12 protein-coding genes are annotated in these 15641 nt (G+C 69.8%); 3 read left to right on the top strand and 9 right to left on the bottom strand.

What is annotated here, in order from left to right; all coding sequences use genetic code 11:
• Positions 1-47: 47 nt before the first annotated feature.
• Both ABZS64_RS33695 and ABZS64_RS33700 read right to left on the bottom strand, forming a co-directional pair.
• The gene (locus ABZS64_RS33695; RefSeq protein ID WP_355837917.1) at positions 48-419 is read right to left on the bottom strand and encodes a DUF4440 domain-containing protein; all 372 of its coding nucleotides are present in this window, start codon (positions 417-419) and stop codon (positions 48-50) included.
• A 94-nt stretch (positions 420-513) separates the two neighbouring features.
• A complete protein-coding gene (locus tag ABZS64_RS33700; RefSeq protein ID WP_355837919.1) occupies positions 514-693 on the bottom strand; it encodes a DUF5999 family protein in 180 nt (59 codons plus the stop codon).
• Between the two features lie 256 nt (positions 694-949).
• On the opposite strand from ABZS64_RS33700, the gene ABZS64_RS33705 reads away from it, so the two are divergent.
• Entirely contained in the window at positions 950-2392 is a 1443-nt protein-coding gene (locus tag ABZS64_RS33705) for a SpoIIE family protein phosphatase (RefSeq protein WP_355837957.1), read from the top strand.
• A gap of 59 nt (positions 2393-2451) precedes the next feature.
• Here the strand turns inward: ABZS64_RS33705 and ABZS64_RS33710 are convergent, their stop codons facing one another.
• On the bottom strand, positions 2452-3948 hold the full coding sequence (locus ABZS64_RS33710) for a hypothetical protein (RefSeq protein ID WP_355837921.1): 1497 nt from the start codon (positions 3946-3948) through the stop codon (positions 2452-2454).
• A gap of 232 nt (positions 3949-4180) precedes the next feature.
• Here ABZS64_RS33710 and ABZS64_RS33715 point away from each other — a divergent pair, with 232 nt between their 5' ends.
• On the top strand, positions 4181-5302 hold the full coding sequence (locus tag ABZS64_RS33715) for an aminoglycoside phosphotransferase family protein (RefSeq protein WP_355837923.1): 1122 nt from the start codon (positions 4181-4183) through the stop codon (positions 5300-5302).
• An 82-nt stretch (positions 5303-5384) separates the two neighbouring features.
• Here ABZS64_RS33715 and ABZS64_RS33720 read toward each other — a convergent pair whose 3' ends face one another.
• The 6 genes from ABZS64_RS33720 to ABZS64_RS33745 are packed head-to-tail and all read right to left on the bottom strand — an operon-like array spanning position 5385 to position 14151.
• Complete coding sequence (locus tag ABZS64_RS33720; RefSeq protein ID WP_355837925.1) at positions 5385-8495, bottom strand: ThuA domain-containing protein; 3111 nt, start codon at positions 8493-8495, stop codon at positions 5385-5387.
• Positions 8492-9373 (bottom strand): sugar phosphate isomerase/epimerase family protein, encoded by an 882-nt coding sequence (locus ABZS64_RS33725; protein WP_355837927.1) that lies wholly within the window; start codon positions 9371-9373, stop codon positions 8492-8494. Before ABZS64_RS33725 ends, ABZS64_RS33720 begins: the two co-directional genes overlap by 4 nt.
• On the bottom strand, positions 9373-10575 hold the full coding sequence (locus ABZS64_RS33730; protein ID WP_355837959.1) for an ABC transporter substrate-binding protein: 1203 nt from the start codon (positions 10573-10575) through the stop codon (positions 9373-9375). The genes ABZS64_RS33725 and ABZS64_RS33730 overlap by 1 nt, the downstream gene beginning before the upstream one ends.
• 14 nt (positions 10576-10589) lie before the next feature.
• Positions 10590-11594, bottom strand: a complete 1005-nt coding sequence (locus ABZS64_RS33735) for an ABC transporter permease (protein ID WP_355837929.1) — start codon at positions 11592-11594, stop codon at positions 10590-10592.
• Positions 11591-12598: an ABC transporter permease gene (locus ABZS64_RS33740; RefSeq protein ID WP_355837931.1), complete on the bottom strand. Its 1008-nt coding sequence runs from the start codon at positions 12596-12598 to the stop codon at positions 11591-11593. Before ABZS64_RS33740 ends, ABZS64_RS33735 begins: the two co-directional genes overlap by 4 nt.
• Positions 12595-14151, bottom strand: a complete 1557-nt coding sequence (locus tag ABZS64_RS33745; RefSeq protein WP_355837933.1) for a sugar ABC transporter ATP-binding protein — start codon at positions 14149-14151, stop codon at positions 12595-12597. Before ABZS64_RS33745 ends, ABZS64_RS33740 begins: the two co-directional genes overlap by 4 nt.
• A 170-nt stretch (positions 14152-14321) precedes the next feature.
• Between ABZS64_RS33745 and ABZS64_RS33750 the strand changes: the two genes are divergently transcribed.
• Complete coding sequence (locus ABZS64_RS33750) at positions 14322-15527, top strand: ROK family transcriptional regulator (protein WP_355837935.1); 1206 nt, start codon at positions 14322-14324, stop codon at positions 15525-15527.
• Positions 15528-15641: the final 114 nt, after the last annotated feature.

Consider the following 15641-nt stretch of genomic DNA (forward strand, 5'->3'; position numbering starts at 1 on the left):
ACCCAGCACCCAGCACCCAGCACCCAGCAGGATCGGCCGCACAGGGCCTACTCCGAGGGGATCGGCGTCCCCTGGTGGAAGTAGAGCCGCCAGCCTTCGGGCGTCCTGCGCCACAGCGAGCTGCGGCGTGCCCGCCGGCCGCTCTCGTCGGACACGTACGTCACCTGAACGAGCCCGGGAGCCAGCAGCTTCCCGTGCAGGTCGCTGACGGCGACGGCGTTCACCGGCTCGCCGGGGACAGGTGTGGTCGTACTCAGAATCGTCGTACGGTCCCAGCGCCTGCCCGACGACCCGAATTCGAAGAACTCCGGATCCAGCAGCTCGAGCACCTCGTCCGGCGAGGCACGCACCACCGGATCGAGCAGGTGCAATTCCCCCTCGACTGCGGCATCCACCGACTGCTCCGCCTCGTCATACATGGCGCGAACCTTGTCCGGCCCACCGGTGTCCGTCAAGCAGAAACGGGGGGCGGGCGGGCGGTGTCGCCTCGAAGGCGTACACGAATCGGCTCTGTCAGTACGGAAGCCGGGGGGACAGCACTCGTCCGTCGGGCAGCAGCTCACCCAGGTCCTCGAAGCGGATCGCACCGTTGCACAGCCGGCTCCAGCCCTGCTCGGGGTGCGAAACGACGATGCGAGCGGCGCCATGGTCGACGCTCTCGGCGGACGGGCAAGGGGGCAGATGCGAACACATGGCGGACCTCCAACTCCTGGGGCCTGCGGCGGATTTGCCGTAAGCTCTCGCCGCCTGTTATGACCGGTGGCGTGCCCGGAACTCATCGCCGTCAGCGCCGCCGTCGACCCGACCCCGGGCGGCCATTGACATATGACAAGGGCACCACCGGATCGAGTGTTGCCAAATCCCTTACGGGCCATCGCTCCCTGTGCAACAGTCGTAACCGGTCCCTTGTTAAGACTTGGCCGTGGCCGCGCCTGTATCGGAGTACGACATGCCGTCCCATGTGTTCGCGGACCGTCCCGCCCCGCAGCCGCCCGAGCGCGGCACCGTCGACGCGCTGATCACTCGGACGCGCCGGCTGCGTGGCGACGTGGACGCCGTCCGCCGGGACGCCGTGACCGACGAGGACGACCCGCAGGGTCGTTGGCAGCGCGCACTGTGTGACCTGGCCGTTCACCATCTCGACGATCTCGGCGCCCACCTGGGACAGCTCAAGGAAGGCCTGCCGCAGGAGCCGCTCGACGCCTTCGACGACGAGCTCGCCGAGCACGAGGCGGACCACGCGCAGCAGACCGGATCGCTCCTGAGCCGGGTCGGCAGCGCCGAGTGGAATCTCCTCACCGACGAGGTGAGCTGGTCCGAGGAGCTCTTCCAGATCCTCGGACGCTCCCCGCAGAGCGGCCCCATGTCCCTGGACGAACTGCCCTCCATTGTGTTCGCGGAGGACCAGGCGCTGCTCACCGCACTGGTGACGGACTGTCTGGTGGACGGCCGCCCCATCGACGGCGAGTTCCGCATGGTCCGCGCCGACGGCCGGGTCCGCACCGTCCACATGATGGGCGAGCCCGTACTCGACTCCGGCGGGTCCACCGCCTCGATGTGGGCGGTGGTGCGGGACGTCAGCGAGCTGCGCCGCAGCCAGCGCACGGTACGTGAGACCCGTGATTCGCTCCAGCGTCGGCAGCACTTCGCACAGACGGAGCACCGGCTCGCGGTCGAGCTCCAGGAGGCGGTACTGCCGCCCTGGCGGGGCTCGCTGCAGTTCCCGCTGGACGGCGACGGGCCCACGGCACTGGATGTCTCGGCTCACTATCTGCCGTCCGCCAACAGCGCGCTGATCGGCGGCGACTGGTACGACGCGCTCCAACTGCCCAGCGGTGAATCGCTGTTGAGCGTCGGTGACCTCACCGGCCATGGGGTGACCGCGACTTCGGCGATGGCGATGCTGCTCGGCGCCCTGCGCGGAATGGCCGTGGCGGGGATCAGGCCGGGGCCGCTGATGGCACATCTCAATCAGTTGCTGGATTCCTCGGTACAGCCCGCCCTGGGCAGTGCGGTGTGCTGCCGCTACGACCCGGCGAGCCGGACCCTGTCCTGGGCGCAGGCGGGGCACCCCGCCCCGCTGCTGTTCCGCAACGGGACGGGGCGCGCCCTGACGCCGCCCGACGGGGTGCTGCTCGGTGCGACGTCCGGAGCCGATTACGAGCAGGCCGAGGTGCAGCTGCTCCCCGACGACCTGCTCGTCCTGCACACCGACGGCCTGACGCGCAGGAACGCCGCCGAGGAGGGCGACACCGGCCGGCTGCTCGCGCTGGCTCCGCGCTTCGCCGGCGCCCGCGATGCACAGGAGTGCGTACGGACGGTCGTCGAGGAGTTCGGCGAGGTCGGCCGCGAGGACGACGCCTGCGTGATGGTCGCGAGGATCGGCTCGTAGAAGCCCGCCGAGAAGCCCGCCTCGCAGAACCCGCAGTGGCGCCTGCCACCTGCTACTGGTTAGATTTCCGCGCTCCTCGACCTCTTCGAGGGGCTGTTGGGCAGGGCCAGCTGGATCTCCTCGCGCAGATCCTGGATCTTCGGATAGCCCGAGTAGTGTCCTGTGAGCCGGTACATCTCCCGCAGCCTGTCCCACGTCCGGTGCGAGGAGGTCTCCCCCATCGAGACGAGTGCCAGCCTGGCGTAGCGGTCGGCCTGTTCGGGGTCGTCGGCGATGAAGCACGCCGAGGCCAGTGAGATGTAGTCGAAGATCTTCGAGCGCTGACGGCCGCCTTCGCGCAGCTCCAGCGCCTGTTTGGCGTGGTTCTGCGCGGTGGCTGCCGCGGCCGGGTCGTGTTCGGCGAGGGTGCGGTACGCCAGTGCCTGCATGCCGTGCAGATCCGCCTCGTCGAACATCTGCATCCAGCTCGGCGGTGGCACATCACCCTTGTCGGAGACGAACAGGTCCTCGGCCTCGCCGAGGGTGCGCCGCATGGCCTGACCGCGGCCCATGGACGCCTGTGCCCAGGCCTCGATGGTGTGCAGCATCGCCTGGGTGCGCGGCAGGGTCTGTTCACCCGAGCCGGCCTTGGCGAGCTTCATCAGGTCCAGGGCATCGTCGGGACGGCCCAGATGGACCATCTGCCGGGCAGCCCTGGAGAGCGCTTCGCCGGCGCGCGGGCGGTCGCCGCCCTCGCGTGCCGCGTGGGCGGCGATGACGAAGTACTTCTGGGCGGTGGGTTCGAGGCCGACGTCGTGGGACATCCAGCCCGCGAGTACGGCGAGGTTGGCGGCGACGCCCCAAAGGCGCCGCTGGAGATGGTCGGGGTGGCGGTAGGCGAGCATGCCGCCCACTTCGTTGAGCTGCCCCACAACGGCCTTGCGCTGGAGCCCGCCGCCGCGGGCGGCGTCCCAGGCGCGGAACACTTCGACGGAACGCTCCAGTGCCTCGATCTCCTGCGACCCGATGGGGGCGGCCTCATAGCGGTCGAACCCAGCGGGGTCGGCGTGCAGGGGATGGTCGATACGGGGGGCGTCCTTGACGAGTGCGGGGTCGGTGTGCAGCCAGTCGTGCATGGCGCTGCTGAGTGCTGAGCCTGCGGCGAGCGCGGCGCCCGCACCCACCAAGCCGCGTCGGTTGAGCATGAGGTCCATTCCCGTGAATTCGGTGAGGACCGCTGCCGTGCGTTCAGGCGCCCACGGAAGGCCGTCAGGGTTTTTGTCCGTTCCCTGGACGTCCCGCCGTCTACCCGCGCGCCCGATTCGTACGAACCCGAGGTCCTCGATGGTCACGACACGACCGAGTCGCTCGGTGAACAGAGCTGCCAGCACTCGTGGTACGGGATCGCGCGGGGTCTCCCCCATGTCGATCCAACGCCGCACCCGCGAGGTGTCGGTCGCCAGCTGGGGGTGGCCCATGGCCGCCGCCTGCCGGTTCACGAGTCTCGCGAGTTCCCCCTTGGACCAGCCGGCCAGGCCGAACAGGTCGCAGAGGCGGGTGTTGGGTTCTCCGGTCACGTCAAGCCCCCAGGTTCTCGGCTGAGTTGACAGTAACCCCCTGTCATAGGGCTGGCGACTATTCGCCAGGGTTCGCCAGGGTGCGCCAGATGGTGTGCCACCCGTGACGGGGTGTGACGTAGGAACGCGCCACCTCGGCCCGGCAGCCGGAGGCATTCCCCAGGGTGCTGCCCGGCTGCCGGGGCGGGGCCGCGTACGCAACTTGTCGGCACACGAAGGGATCTGTCACCCCATGTACACAGCATCGTCCTCCGTGTCCGCCCCGCACCGGCCGCAGCGGACCGCTGTCCCGGCCGGCACCGGGCCGTATCTCGACCCCACTCACGCCGGTCGTGTTCGTCGGCCGGCGGGGACGGTCGGCCAACCCCTCAGCGGGAGAATCGACTTGTCCGGCCCTCAGGGCGCGCAGCTGCGCATGGCTGTCGCGTCGGTGCACCGGATCTGCCCGGAGTTCAATCCGGTGCAGGTGCTGCGCCGCAGCGGACGTTCCGTACTGATCGTCGGCACCACAGGACGCACGACGGCGGTCGCCAAGTGCTTACTGGATCACTCGCCCGTCTGGGCCGAGCATCTCCGCCACGAAATAGCTGCATATCGCGCCTTCGTCCGGCACCGCCCACCAGTGCGGGTTCCGCGGCTCATCGCCGCGGACCCCGACAACTGCACACTGGTGATCGAGCGGATGCCGGGCCGGGCGGCGGCCCTTGCACGGCACCCGGCCGAGGCTCCGCCCCGTGCCGATGTCCGGGCCGCCCTCGGCGCGATCGCGCGACTCAACTCCTGGCGCCCGCCGGCCGGGATGTTCGACGCCCCGCTCGACTACGCGTCGCGCATCTCGCGCTACCACGAGCTGGGACTGTTCACCGACCGCGACCTCGGGGACCTGCAGAAGCTCCTGCACGGTCTGGCGCATGCGGGCGGGCGGCAGGGCATGGGCCAGTTCTGTCACGGCGACGCTCTGCTCTCCAACATCCTGCTGTCGCCCACGGGCCCGGTGCTGGTCGACTGGGAGCACACCGGCTGGTATCTCCCCGGCTACGACCTGGCGACGCTGTGGTCGGTGCTGGGAGACGCACCGGCGGCACGCCGTCACATCAGTCAGCTGGCGCAGCAGGCGGGACCGGCCGCGCGGGACGCGTTCCTGGTCAATCTGATGCTGGTGCTGACCCGGGAGATCCGTACCTACGAGACGGCCGTGCAGCGGACGATGCGGGAGGCGCCGCCCGCGGGCGGCGGTCAGGCTCCGTCCGGCGGACTGTCGGCCGGTGAGGAGCAGCGGCTGCTGCTGCGGCGGCTGCACGACGACTGCGCACTGGCCCGGCGGGCCGTGCGTGCGGCGGTCGGCACTCGCTGACCGGCCGCCACTGAGGGGGAAGCGCGCTGCGCGCCCAGTGCCGACACACTGGGCGCGCAGCGCACTGTGGTGCTCCGGTCGGTTACGGCGTGTGGAACTCCACCGCGTCCACGTCGAAGGAATTGTTCTGAGGTGACGTGAAGACGAGATAGAGCCTGTGGGTTCCGGCGAGCGCCTCGACCGGGACGGTCGGGGTGGACTGGTAGGTGTCCCAGCCGCCGGTGTTGGGGACGGGTGTGGTGCCCAGCAGCTTGCCGTCGGGTGCGTCGGCACGCAGTTCGATCGCGCCGACTCCGTACGGGGACGACAGCTTGTAGCTGACCGTGCCCACGCCTTCGACGCTCATCGGGTCGAAGGCCACCCAGTCGCCGTTGCTGACGTCGCCGATGCGCTTGCCGTTCTCGGCGCCTTCCTGGGCGACGACGCGGGTGCCGGACTGGGCGTCGTAGTACTCGGCCTGCTTGTGCGCGGGCTGCAGCACGGAGCGCCCGTAGCCGGTGAGGGCCGAGGTGCCTTCGGCGCCCTTGTCGGTGTACTTGGCGTTGAGTACGTAGGTGAGGTCGGCGCCCTCCGGATGGCCGCCCAAGTCGCCGGTGTCGACGGTGCCTTCGCAGCCGGGGATGTCGGTCGTCGGGTGCTCGTGGTCGTCGTGGCCGAGGGCCGGGTTGAGCGTGACCTTGGTGCAGTCGACGGGGCCGTCCTCCGGGTCGGTGACCGAGATCTTGTAGGGGATCTTGTCGCCGAAGGTGATGAGCTTGCCGTTGACGGGGAATTCGATGGTCACCTTGGGTGCGGTGTTTCCGGCCGTGATGGGGATGTTGGCGTAGCCGGACTTCCCGGTGGTGTCGGTGACCTTCAGCTGGGCGGTGAAGTCACCCTTGGCGGTGTACGTATGCGTCGGGTTGGCCTCGGTGGAGTCGTAGGTGCCGTCGCCGTCGAAGTCCCAGGCGTAGCTGAGCAGATCGCCGTCCGGGTCACTGCTGCCGGCGCTGGAGAAGTCGACCTTGAGCGGCGTTGGCCCGTTGGTGGCGGAAGCGGCGGCCTTGGCGACGGGGATGCGCTTCCCCTGTGCGTAGTCGATCCGGTAGAGGCCGGAGTCGTTGTTGCCGCCGCCGAAGGAACTGCCCCATTCGAGGACGTACAGCGATCCGTCGGGCCCGAAGGTCATGTCCATCGGCTTGTTGAATTTCTGCGTCGACAGGAAGTCATTGATCTTCAGCAGCTTCTTGTCCTTGTCGAAGCGCATTTCCTTGACGTAGTTGCGTGACCACTCGTAGAAGAAGCTCGCGCCCTCGAAGTAGGCGGGGAACTTGGTCGCGGAGGGGTTTTTGGCGTCGAAGTGGTAGACCGGGCCGCTCATCGGGGCGGCGCCGCCCGTGCGCATCTCCGGGAATTCCTTGGACGCGCCGTAGCCGTACCAGACGTCGGGCTGCTGGAGCGGCGGGAGGTCCTTCAGTCCTGTGTTGTTGGGTGAGGGGTTGACGGGCTTGGCGCAGTCGAACTTGGGGCCGACGACCTTGGTGTCGGGGTCGTAGGGCGCGTAGGCCTGGTTGTTGCCGTGGCAGAACGGCCAGCCGAAGTTGCCGGGCTTCTTGATGACGTTGTACTCCACCAGGCCCTCGGGCCCGCGGTCGGTGGTCGGCAGTCCCCGGTCCGGTCCGTAGTCGGCGACATGGACGTAGCCGGTCTTCTGGTCGACGGTGAAGCGGAACGGGTTGCGGAAGCCCATCGCGTAGATCTCGGGCCGGGTCTTCATGGTGCCGGGGCGGAAGAGATTGCCCTGCGGGATCGTGTAGCCGCCGCGGTCGGACGGCTTGATGCGCAGGATCTTGCCGCGCAGGTCGTTGGTGTTGCCCGCGGTGCGCGCTGCGTCCAGCATCTGCTTGCCGGGCCGCCAGTCCAGCGGCGCGTAGCCCTGCCAGTTGGGGTCGAGATTGGGCGGGGTGTCGTCGCCGACGCCGAGGTAGAGGGTGCGGCCGGGGCCGAACTCGACGGCGCCGCCGGTGTGTCCGGGCTCGGGGAAGGTGCGGTCGCGGTAGGCGGGTACGTCGATGAGCTTCTTCTCGCTCGCCATGTCGAGGGTGTTGCCAGTGACGGTGAAGCGGGAGAGCCGGTTGATGTCGTCCTTGGCCGCGGCGGGCGCGTAGTACAGATAGATCCAGTGGTTGGTCTTGAAGGCCGGGTCGAGTTCCATGCCGACCAGGCCGTCCTCGCCGCCGGTGTAGACGTCGAGCTTTCCGGCGCTGACGGTGGAGTGCGACGCGGGGTCGTAGATCTTCACTTCGCCGTTGCGCTGGGCGTAGAAGACGCGGCCGTCGGCGGCGACGTCGAGCTCCATCGGGTCGGCGGTGTTGTCGTCGAGGGTGACCTTCTCGTAGCCGCTCCAGACGGTGCCTCCGCAGTCGCCCGGCTCCTTGCCCGCCGCCCACTTCACGCCGCCGATGACATGGTCGCGGAAGGCGGCTTCGCTGTACGAGGGGATGTCGTGGCCCATGGCGGTGGCCCAGACGCGGCCGCCCTCGGTGGTGCGGCACCAGGAGATGGGGTGGTCGGCGCCCATGGCGGAGCCGCCGGGGTTGTATGTCGTCTCGTCGGCGGTGACCAGGACATGGACGTCGCCGCGGGGGTTCTTGTCGAAGTTGTACCACTCCTCGGGGCGCTCCCAGCGTTCGGGAAGTGTCCTGGTGGAGGGGTGGACGCGGTCGGCGACCTTGGCGGTGCCCTGGAGGACTCCGGGTGAGTGCGCGGGCATATGGGCGCCGCCGTTGATCGCGTCGTCCCACCAGGGGAACTGCTCCTCGACGCCCATGTCGAGGGTGTTGTGGATGGCGACGACGCCTCCTCCGCCGCGTACGTACTTCTGCATCGCCTCGCGCTGGGCGTCGGTGTCCCAGACCATGCCGGAGTTCTGCAGCATGACGATGACGTCGAAGTCCTTGAGCTTCGCGTCGTCGAAGACGGTGGGGTCGGCGCTCTGGACGACCTCGAAGTTGTTCTCGGCGGCCTCCTCCGTGAACATCTGGATTCCGGCCGGGATGGAGGCGTGGACATACCCGACGGCGCGGGTGAAGAGCAGGGCGCGGAAGGCGGGGGCCTTCTCGACGGCGGTGGCGGGCAGGGCGGTCATCGCGAGCAGCAGTGCCGCCAGCACGGCGACGACCGCTCTGGGGATGTCACGAGCATGACAGCTCATGAGTCGGTCCTCTCTGGTGAGGGAGTGAGCAGGGAACGCAGGAAGGCGAGGCCGTCCGTCGCGATGGCGTCCTGGGTCGCCGCGAGAGGTCGCCAGACGGAGGCAGCGACAGCGATTGCATCGTTGTGGGCGGTGAACGACTCGATGCAGAGCGGGCCTTGGTAGCCGTGCTCGGTGAGAGCTGCGAGGAAGCCGGGCCAGTCGAGATGGTCGGCGCCGGGGGTGCCGCGGTCGTTCGCGCACACCTGGACATGGACGATGCGGCCCGCGGCCTGCTGTACGGCGCCGGGCAGGGTGCGTTCCTCGATGTTCTGGTGGTACGTGTCGAGGGCGAGGCCGATGGTCCCCGCGTCCAGGCCGTCGAGGGCTTCGAGGCACTGGGTGACGGTGTTGAGCAGACTGGTCTCGTAGCGGTTCAGGGGCTCGACCCCGATGCGTACGCCGGCGGCTCGCGCGTGGTCGACGACGGGGGCGAGGTTCTCTCTCAACTCCTCGTAGGCCGCGGCCCGTTCGCACGCGTCCATCCGCCAGGTGCGGCCGACCGCGGTGTAGACAGGACCGGCGACCACGGGCGCGGAGAGTGTGCTCGCCGTGTCGAGGCAGTGCAGCAGATAGTCCTGGGTGGCTCGGACGGTTGCCGGGTCGGTGCGTACGAGATCGCGGTCCGGTGGCATGACGGCGATCACGGCGGCCGGTGCCAGGCCGGTCGCGTCAAGGAGCTTTCGTACCGCTGCCGGATCCCAGTCCCGGGTCTGTTCCAGGGGGAGTTCGACGCAGTCGAAGCCCCAGGAGGCCAGCCTGGGCAGGGCGTCGGCAAGGGCCTCGTAGGAGACGGGTGAGTGCCAGATCCAGGGGTTCGCGCCGATCGCGCGGGGCATCACTTCTTGCCGCCCCAGGCCTCGGGGAATCCGGGCAGCTTCTCGCAGCCGCACATCGCGTAGTGCAGCGGCGGCATGCCCGGCTTGAGGTACTGCTCCAGGGTGTCCTGGGTGACGGTGGGCTGCGGGAGCTTCCACTCCTTGGGGACCTGCTGCCCGGCCAGGATCCTCAGCGCCGCGATCACGGGCGTGCGCCACTGGAAGGTCGGATAGGTGGGGGCGATCGCGGTGAGCTTCTTCTCCTTCCATGCCTGGAGGAAGTCCTGCTGGTCCTCGCCGGTGATGGGCGGGACGTCCTTGCCCGCGTCCTCGAAGGCCTCGACGGCGGCCACGGCGGTCGCGCCGGAGTCCATCCATACGCCGTCGATGTCGCCGTGGCGGGTGAGTGCGTCGGTGACGATCGACTTGGTCTTGGCGGGGTCGCCGTCGGTGAACTTCACGTCCACGACGTCCAGTTCACTCTTGTCGAAGGCGACCTTCGCGGCGGACCAGCGCGTCTCCAGGACGTCGACACCGGGCGAGATGCGCAGGGCGAGGATCTTGCCCTTGGGCTTGACCTTCTCGACCAGGAAGCCGGCGGCGACCGCTCCGTATCCGTAGCCGCCGATGGGGTTGATGAAGGTGACCGCGCAGTCGGTCTCCACGCCCCGGTCGAAGACGATCACGGGCAGCTTGGCGCAGGCCTGTTTGACGGCGGGGGTGAGGGTGGCGGTGGTGTTCGGGGAGACGATCAGGGCGTCGCAGTCCCGTCCGGCGAGCTCCTGGATGTCGGAGATCTGCTTGTCGTCCTTGCCCTGCGCGTCGAGCACGGTGAACTTGGTGATCTCCTTGTGCAGGCCGACTTCGGCCCTCATGTTCTTCAGCCCGACCTGACGCCAGGGGTTGAAGACACCGGCGTTGGAGAAGCAGAGATGAATGCCCTGTCCCTGCTTCTTGTACTGCGTCGTGCCGGTCAGCCGGGGGCTGAGCATCTGCTCCCACGGCTTGTCCGCCGGACCCTGGGGGGTCTGCTTGGCGAGCGCCAACTGGCGTTCGTACTCGGCCTGCTGGAAGAACTTCGACTGCGCGCCGGTGCCTGCGGAGTCGCTCGCACCGGCCCCGGCCGCTCCCGCCGGTTTGGCCGGTGGTGCGTCGCTGGTGCAGGAGGCGATCAGCGCGGTACCGAGCAGGGCGGCGGCCGATGCGAGGGCGCGCCGGCGGATCGCGTGGATGGCGGTCATGAGGGTTCCCCTCCTGAGGGGTGCGTACGGCGGCGGCGCAGCCGGGACCAGTCGGCGGCCCCGAGGCCCACGGCGGCGATGACGATGAGCCCTTGGACGGTGGATTCGAGGGCGCCGGACACGCCCTGGAGGTTGAGCAGGGTGAACAGGGCCTGGAGAGAGAAGGCCCCGGCCATGGCGGCGACGACGGAGCCGCGGCCGCCGCCCAGTACCACCCCGCCGAGCACGACGGCGGTGATGGCCTCGAATTCGTAGCCGCGTCCGGCCTGTGCGGAGACGCCGGAGAAGCCTCCGACGAGGACGGCGGCGAGTGCTGCCGCGGTGCCGGACAGGATGAACGCGATGGTGCGGGCGCGCGCCACTCGTACTCCGGCGAGGGCGGCCGCGCGTTCGCTGTCGCCGGTGGCGACGAGGGTGCGGCCGAAGTCGGAGCGCATCAGGAACACGGCGGCGGCTCCGGCGGCGAGGCAGGCGAGCACGGCCCAGGGCAGCCAGCCGAACGCGGTACCGCGGCCGAGCTGCCGGAAGGCGGTGGGCAGCGCGCCGTGCGGGGAACCGCCGGTCCAGAAGAAGACGGCCCCTTCGAGGATGAGCATCATCCCGAGCGTGGTGATGAAGGAGGGGACTTTGAGGACGGTGGTGATCAGCCCGTTGAGAAGGCCGGTGAACGCTCCCGCGATCAGCAGCACCGCGGTGACCAGCAGCCAGGGCGCGGAGGGGAAGGACCCGTAGAGCTCGGCGGCCACCACGACGCCCGCGGTGACGATCGAGCCCACGGAGAGGTCGAACTCCCCGCAGACGATGACGAGATACTGGCCCGCGGCGAGGATCACCAGCGGCGCGGCGCGTTTGACGAAGGCGAGGAAGCGGTCGGGTTCGTAGAAGCCGGGGTCGGTGAGGGCGAGCGCCGCGAGAAGCACGGCGAGCAGGACGTACACGGGCGCGCCGGTGCCCAGCGCGCGTGCGACTCGCCTGCTCCGGGGGGCTGTCGCCGTCGTCATGCGGTCCTCCTTGTGGACCGCCGCGCGTACAGCGCCACGGCGGCGATGATCACAACGCCGCGTACGACGTTCTTGAAGAAGGGGTCGACCGAGAGCTGGTTGAAGACGCTGTCGAGTACGGCGAGTACGAGGACGCCGCCGAGGGTGCCGGCCACTCCACCGCGGCCGCCCGCCAGCGCGGTGCCGCCGAGGACGACGGCGGCGATCGACTCGAGGTCGTAGCGCGCCTCGGTGCCCGCCCAGGGCGCTCCGGCGCCGAGCCGGGCGGCGAGGAAGAGGGCGGCAGCGCCGACGCACAGCGAGCAGAGGATGTGCGCGACGACGACGGTGCGGCGGGTGCGTACGCCGGAGAGGCGGGCGGCGTGTTCGTCGCCCCCGCTGGCGTACATGTGATGCCCCAGACGCGTACGGCGGGTGATCAGCCACATGGCGACGGCCACGGCGGCGAGCAGGAACACGGACACCGGGACGGGACCGATGCGGTCGTAGCCGAGGTGCTGGAAGGAGGCGGGGACCTTGCCGGCGGGTCCGGTGTAGTTGTCCTCGATCCAGCCGCGCAGGATGAAGGCGGTGCCGAGGGTGGCGATGAAGGCGTTGACCTTCAGGCCGGTGACGATGAGGCCGTTGGCGAGTCCGACGCCGGCGCTGAGCGCGAGGACGGCGAGGACGGCGGTGACGACGCCGCCACTCTGCATCGTCTCGGCGGCGACGAGGGTGCCGAGGCTGATGAGATAGGCGACGGACAGGTCCAGGGAACCGGTGAGGATGACCGCGGACTGGCCGACGGCGACGAGGCCGAGGGCGACGCAGTTCTGCAGGATCGCGACGATGTTGGTGAGGGTGAGGAAGTCCCCGCCGCGGGCGGCGACGACGATCCAGCCGAGGAGAGTAACGCCGAGCGCGGCGAGCCAGACTCCGACGACCGGGTCGGAGAGCCGCAACCGGGCGGGTGCGCCGGATGCCTGCTTCGGCCGGGGGCGGACAGCCGTGCCGAGGGCGTTCACGGGGTCTCCCCGGCGGTATGGGGTCGGCCTGGTGACGAGTCGCCGATCGCGTCACCCGACGGGCCCGCCGGACCTCCTGCACCGGACGGCGGCCCGCCTGTCGCGAGGCGCATGATCTCCTCCTCACCCGCGCCTGCCGGGAGTTCACCCGCGAGGCTCCCCTCGGCCATGACGAGCACCCGGTCGCTCATGCCGATCAGCTCCGGCAGTTCGGAGGAGATGATCAGTACGGCGAGGCCTTCGCGGGCCAGTTCGCGTACGAGCGTGTGGATGGCGGCCTTCGCTCCGACGTCGACGCCCCGCGTCGGCTCGTCGAAGAGCAGCACCTTGGGGCGGACCGCCAGCCATTTGGCGATGACGACCTTCTGCTGGTTGCCGCCGGAGAGGTACAGCGCCTGCTGGTCCTCGCCGCGGGCCTGCAGGCGTACGCGTTGAAGGAGTTCGGTGACCTCGCGTCCGGCCGGGGGCCTGCCGCGGGCGGGGACCGCACGGGTGACGAGCAGTGCGTTGTCGCGTACGGACTGGCGCAGTGCGAGCCCTTCGGTCTTGCGGTCCTCGGTGACCAGGGCGATGCCCGCGCGGATCGCGTCCCGCGGGCGGGCCGGTCGCAGCCGTCTGCCGCCGACGGTCATCGCGCCCGCCGTGAAGGGCGCCGCCCCGAACAGCGCGCGGGCCAGGGATGTGCGCCCCGAGCCCTGGAGGCCTGCGACGCCGACGACCTCGCCCGCCCGCAGGGTCAGATCAATGCCCTTGACGCGGTCGTTGGAGCCGCCGGTGACGGTGAGCCGTTCGGGGCCGATCTCCCCGGGGCGGGCGCGGGGCGGGTAGTACGCGGTCAACTCCCGGCCGACCATGGCGCGTACGACCTGGTCGGTGTCGGTGTCCTTCGTAGGGAGTGTGGTGACCCGGCGGCCGTCCTTGAGGACGGTGATGCGCTGCGAGAGGTCGAAGACTTCGCGCAGGCGGTGCGAGATGTAGAGGATGCCGAGGCCCCGGCGGGTGAGTCTGCGGACGAGGGCGGAGAGCAGGTCGACCTCGTGGTCGGCGAGCGGCGCTGTTGGCTCGTCCATGACAAGCACACGTACGTCGGACGCCAGGGCCTTGACGATCTCGACGGTCTGCCGGCGCGCGACGGAAAGGTCGCGGACCAGGGTGCGCGGGGTGATGCCGGTCTCGTCGAGCTCGGCGAGGAGTTCGGCGGTGCGTCGCTCCATGGCCTTGCGGTCGACGAGCCCGCGCCGGGTGGGCTCGCGGCCGAGAAAGACGTTCTCGGCGACCGTGCGGTGCGCGAGGAGCGCGAACTCCTGGTGGATGATGCCGATTCCGGCGGCCTGCGCCTGCGAGGGGTGGGTGAAGGCGTGCTCGGCGCCGTCGATGGCGATGGTCCCCGAGTCGGGTAAGTGCTCGCCCGCGAGGATCTTCATCAGGGTGGATTTCCCGGCTCCGTTCTCGCCCACGAGGGCGTGCACTTCACCGGCTTCGAGGTCGAGCCCCACATCGTGGAGCACGCGCACCCCGAGAAAGCTCTTGGACACGCCGTGCATCGTCAGCATCGCCTGGCTCCTTGGGCAGGGCAGCGTTCTGCAGAGCAATGTCCTGACACAGCTTTCGCCTGTCAAGAGTCTAAGCAGCGTTCATCACAACCGAATTGACGGAGACTTATGCCGATGAACGAACAGCATCCGCCTTGTTAGCAGCGGAAGTCGTCCCTATGGTTGCTGTCATGTCTTCGCCGTCGGCTCCCAGCGCCTTCGCCGCCACCCACTCCCCCGGCGATGTGCTCGCGCTGATCAGTTCGGGGGCCGCGGCGACCCGCGCGGACGTCGCGCGGATCACCGGGCTCGCCCGCTCCACCGCGTCCCAGCGGGTGGACGCCCTCATCACGCACGGCTTCGTCGACGAGACGGCGGCCGACGCGGGAGCCTCGACCGGCGGCCGTCCGCCGCGCCGACTCCAACTGCGCACCCGCGAGCATGCCGTGGCCGGTGTGGACCTGGGCGCCTCGCACTGCCGCGTGGCCCTCATGGACATCGGCGCCGCCACGCTGGCGACGAAGGAGGACCCGCTGTCGATCGCGGACGGTCCCGACTCCGTACTGCGCCACGTGGAGCGCACCCTGCACGCACTGCTCAAGGAGACAGGCCGGGATCCGGGGACGCTGCGCTCGATCGGCGTTGGCGTGCCGGGTCCGGTGGAGTTCTCCACCGGACGCCCGGTCGATCCGCCGATCATGCCGGGCTGGCACCAGTACCCGATCCCCGAGTTCTTCGCCTCGCGCTTCGGCGTGCGCGCGCTCGTCGACAACGACGTGAATGTGATGGCCCTGGCCGAGCAGCGCCGCGCCTTTCCCGACACCCGCTATCTGCTCTACATCAAGGTCGGCACCGGCATCGGCTGCGGCATCGTCGCCGACGGCCGGCTGCACCGCGGCGCCCAGGGCTGCGCGGGCGACATCGGCCATATCCGGGTCGGGGACCAGGAAGAGCCGTGCCGCTGCGGCAACTCCGGCTGTCTGGAGGCGGTCGCGGGCGGCGCGGCGCTCGCGGCGCGCCTGGCGGCGCTCGGTCTGGAAGCGGCATCGGGCAGCGATGTCGTACGCCTGGTGAAGTCGGGCAATCGGGACGCGGTGCGCATGGTGCGCGAGGCGGGGCGCGCGGTCGGCGAGGTGCTGGCAAGTCTGGTGAACTTCTTCAACCCGGACACGGTGGTGCTCGGCGGCGCGCTGGCTGCTGTGCACGACCAACTGCTCGCGGGCGTACGGGAAGCGGTCTACCGGCGCTCGCATCCGCTGGCCACCCATGTGCTGCGGATCGAGCCGAGCCGCACCGGTGAGGACGCGGCGGCTCTCGGCGCCGGGATCCTGGCGATCGAGCACGCTCTGTCACCCGCCCAGGTGGACCGGCAGCTGGCGCGTGCCGCCGCCTCCTGACCGCAGTGCGGGACACCGTGACTCGCCGTCCGTATACGGACATTGGTCCACTCCACTGACGCGCCGCAGGCCCGCGCCCCCTCATGCCGAAACTCCACGACACGCGTGTTGACG

This window comes from Streptomyces sp. NPDC005408, assembly GCF_040606445.1.
In the GTDB taxonomy this organism is placed as follows: Bacteria; Actinomycetota; Actinomycetes; order Streptomycetales; family Streptomycetaceae; genus Streptomyces.

Bases quoted from the DNA above. Each gene is read 5' to 3' on its own strand.
- ABZS64_RS33720 (WP_355837925.1), bottom strand. From the start codon at position 8,495: ATGAGCTGTCATGCTCGTGACATCCCCAGAGCGGTCGTCGCCGTGCTG.
- ABZS64_RS33750 (WP_355837935.1), top strand. From the start codon at position 14,322: ATGTCTTCGCCGTCGGCTCCCAGCGCCTTCGCCGCCACCCACTCCCCC.
- ABZS64_RS33705 (WP_355837957.1), top strand. From the start codon at position 950: ATGCCGTCCCATGTGTTCGCGGACCGTCCCGCCCCGCAGCCGCCCGAG.
- ABZS64_RS33745 (WP_355837933.1), bottom strand. From the start codon at position 14,151: ATGCTGACGATGCACGGCGTGTCCAAGAGCTTTCTCGGGGTGCGCGTG.
- ABZS64_RS33700 (WP_355837919.1), bottom strand. From the start codon at position 693: ATGTGTTCGCATCTGCCCCCTTGCCCGTCCGCCGAGAGCGTCGACCAT.
- ABZS64_RS33725 (WP_355837927.1), bottom strand. From the start codon at position 9,373: ATGCCCCGCGCGATCGGCGCGAACCCCTGGATCTGGCACTCACCCGTC.
- ABZS64_RS33735 (WP_355837929.1), bottom strand. From the start codon at position 11,594: ATGACGACGGCGACAGCCCCCCGGAGCAGGCGAGTCGCACGCGCGCTG.
- ABZS64_RS33695 (WP_355837917.1), bottom strand. From the start codon at position 419: ATGTATGACGAGGCGGAGCAGTCGGTGGATGCCGCAGTCGAGGGGGAA.
- ABZS64_RS33715 (WP_355837923.1), top strand. From the start codon at position 4,181: ATGTACACAGCATCGTCCTCCGTGTCCGCCCCGCACCGGCCGCAGCGG.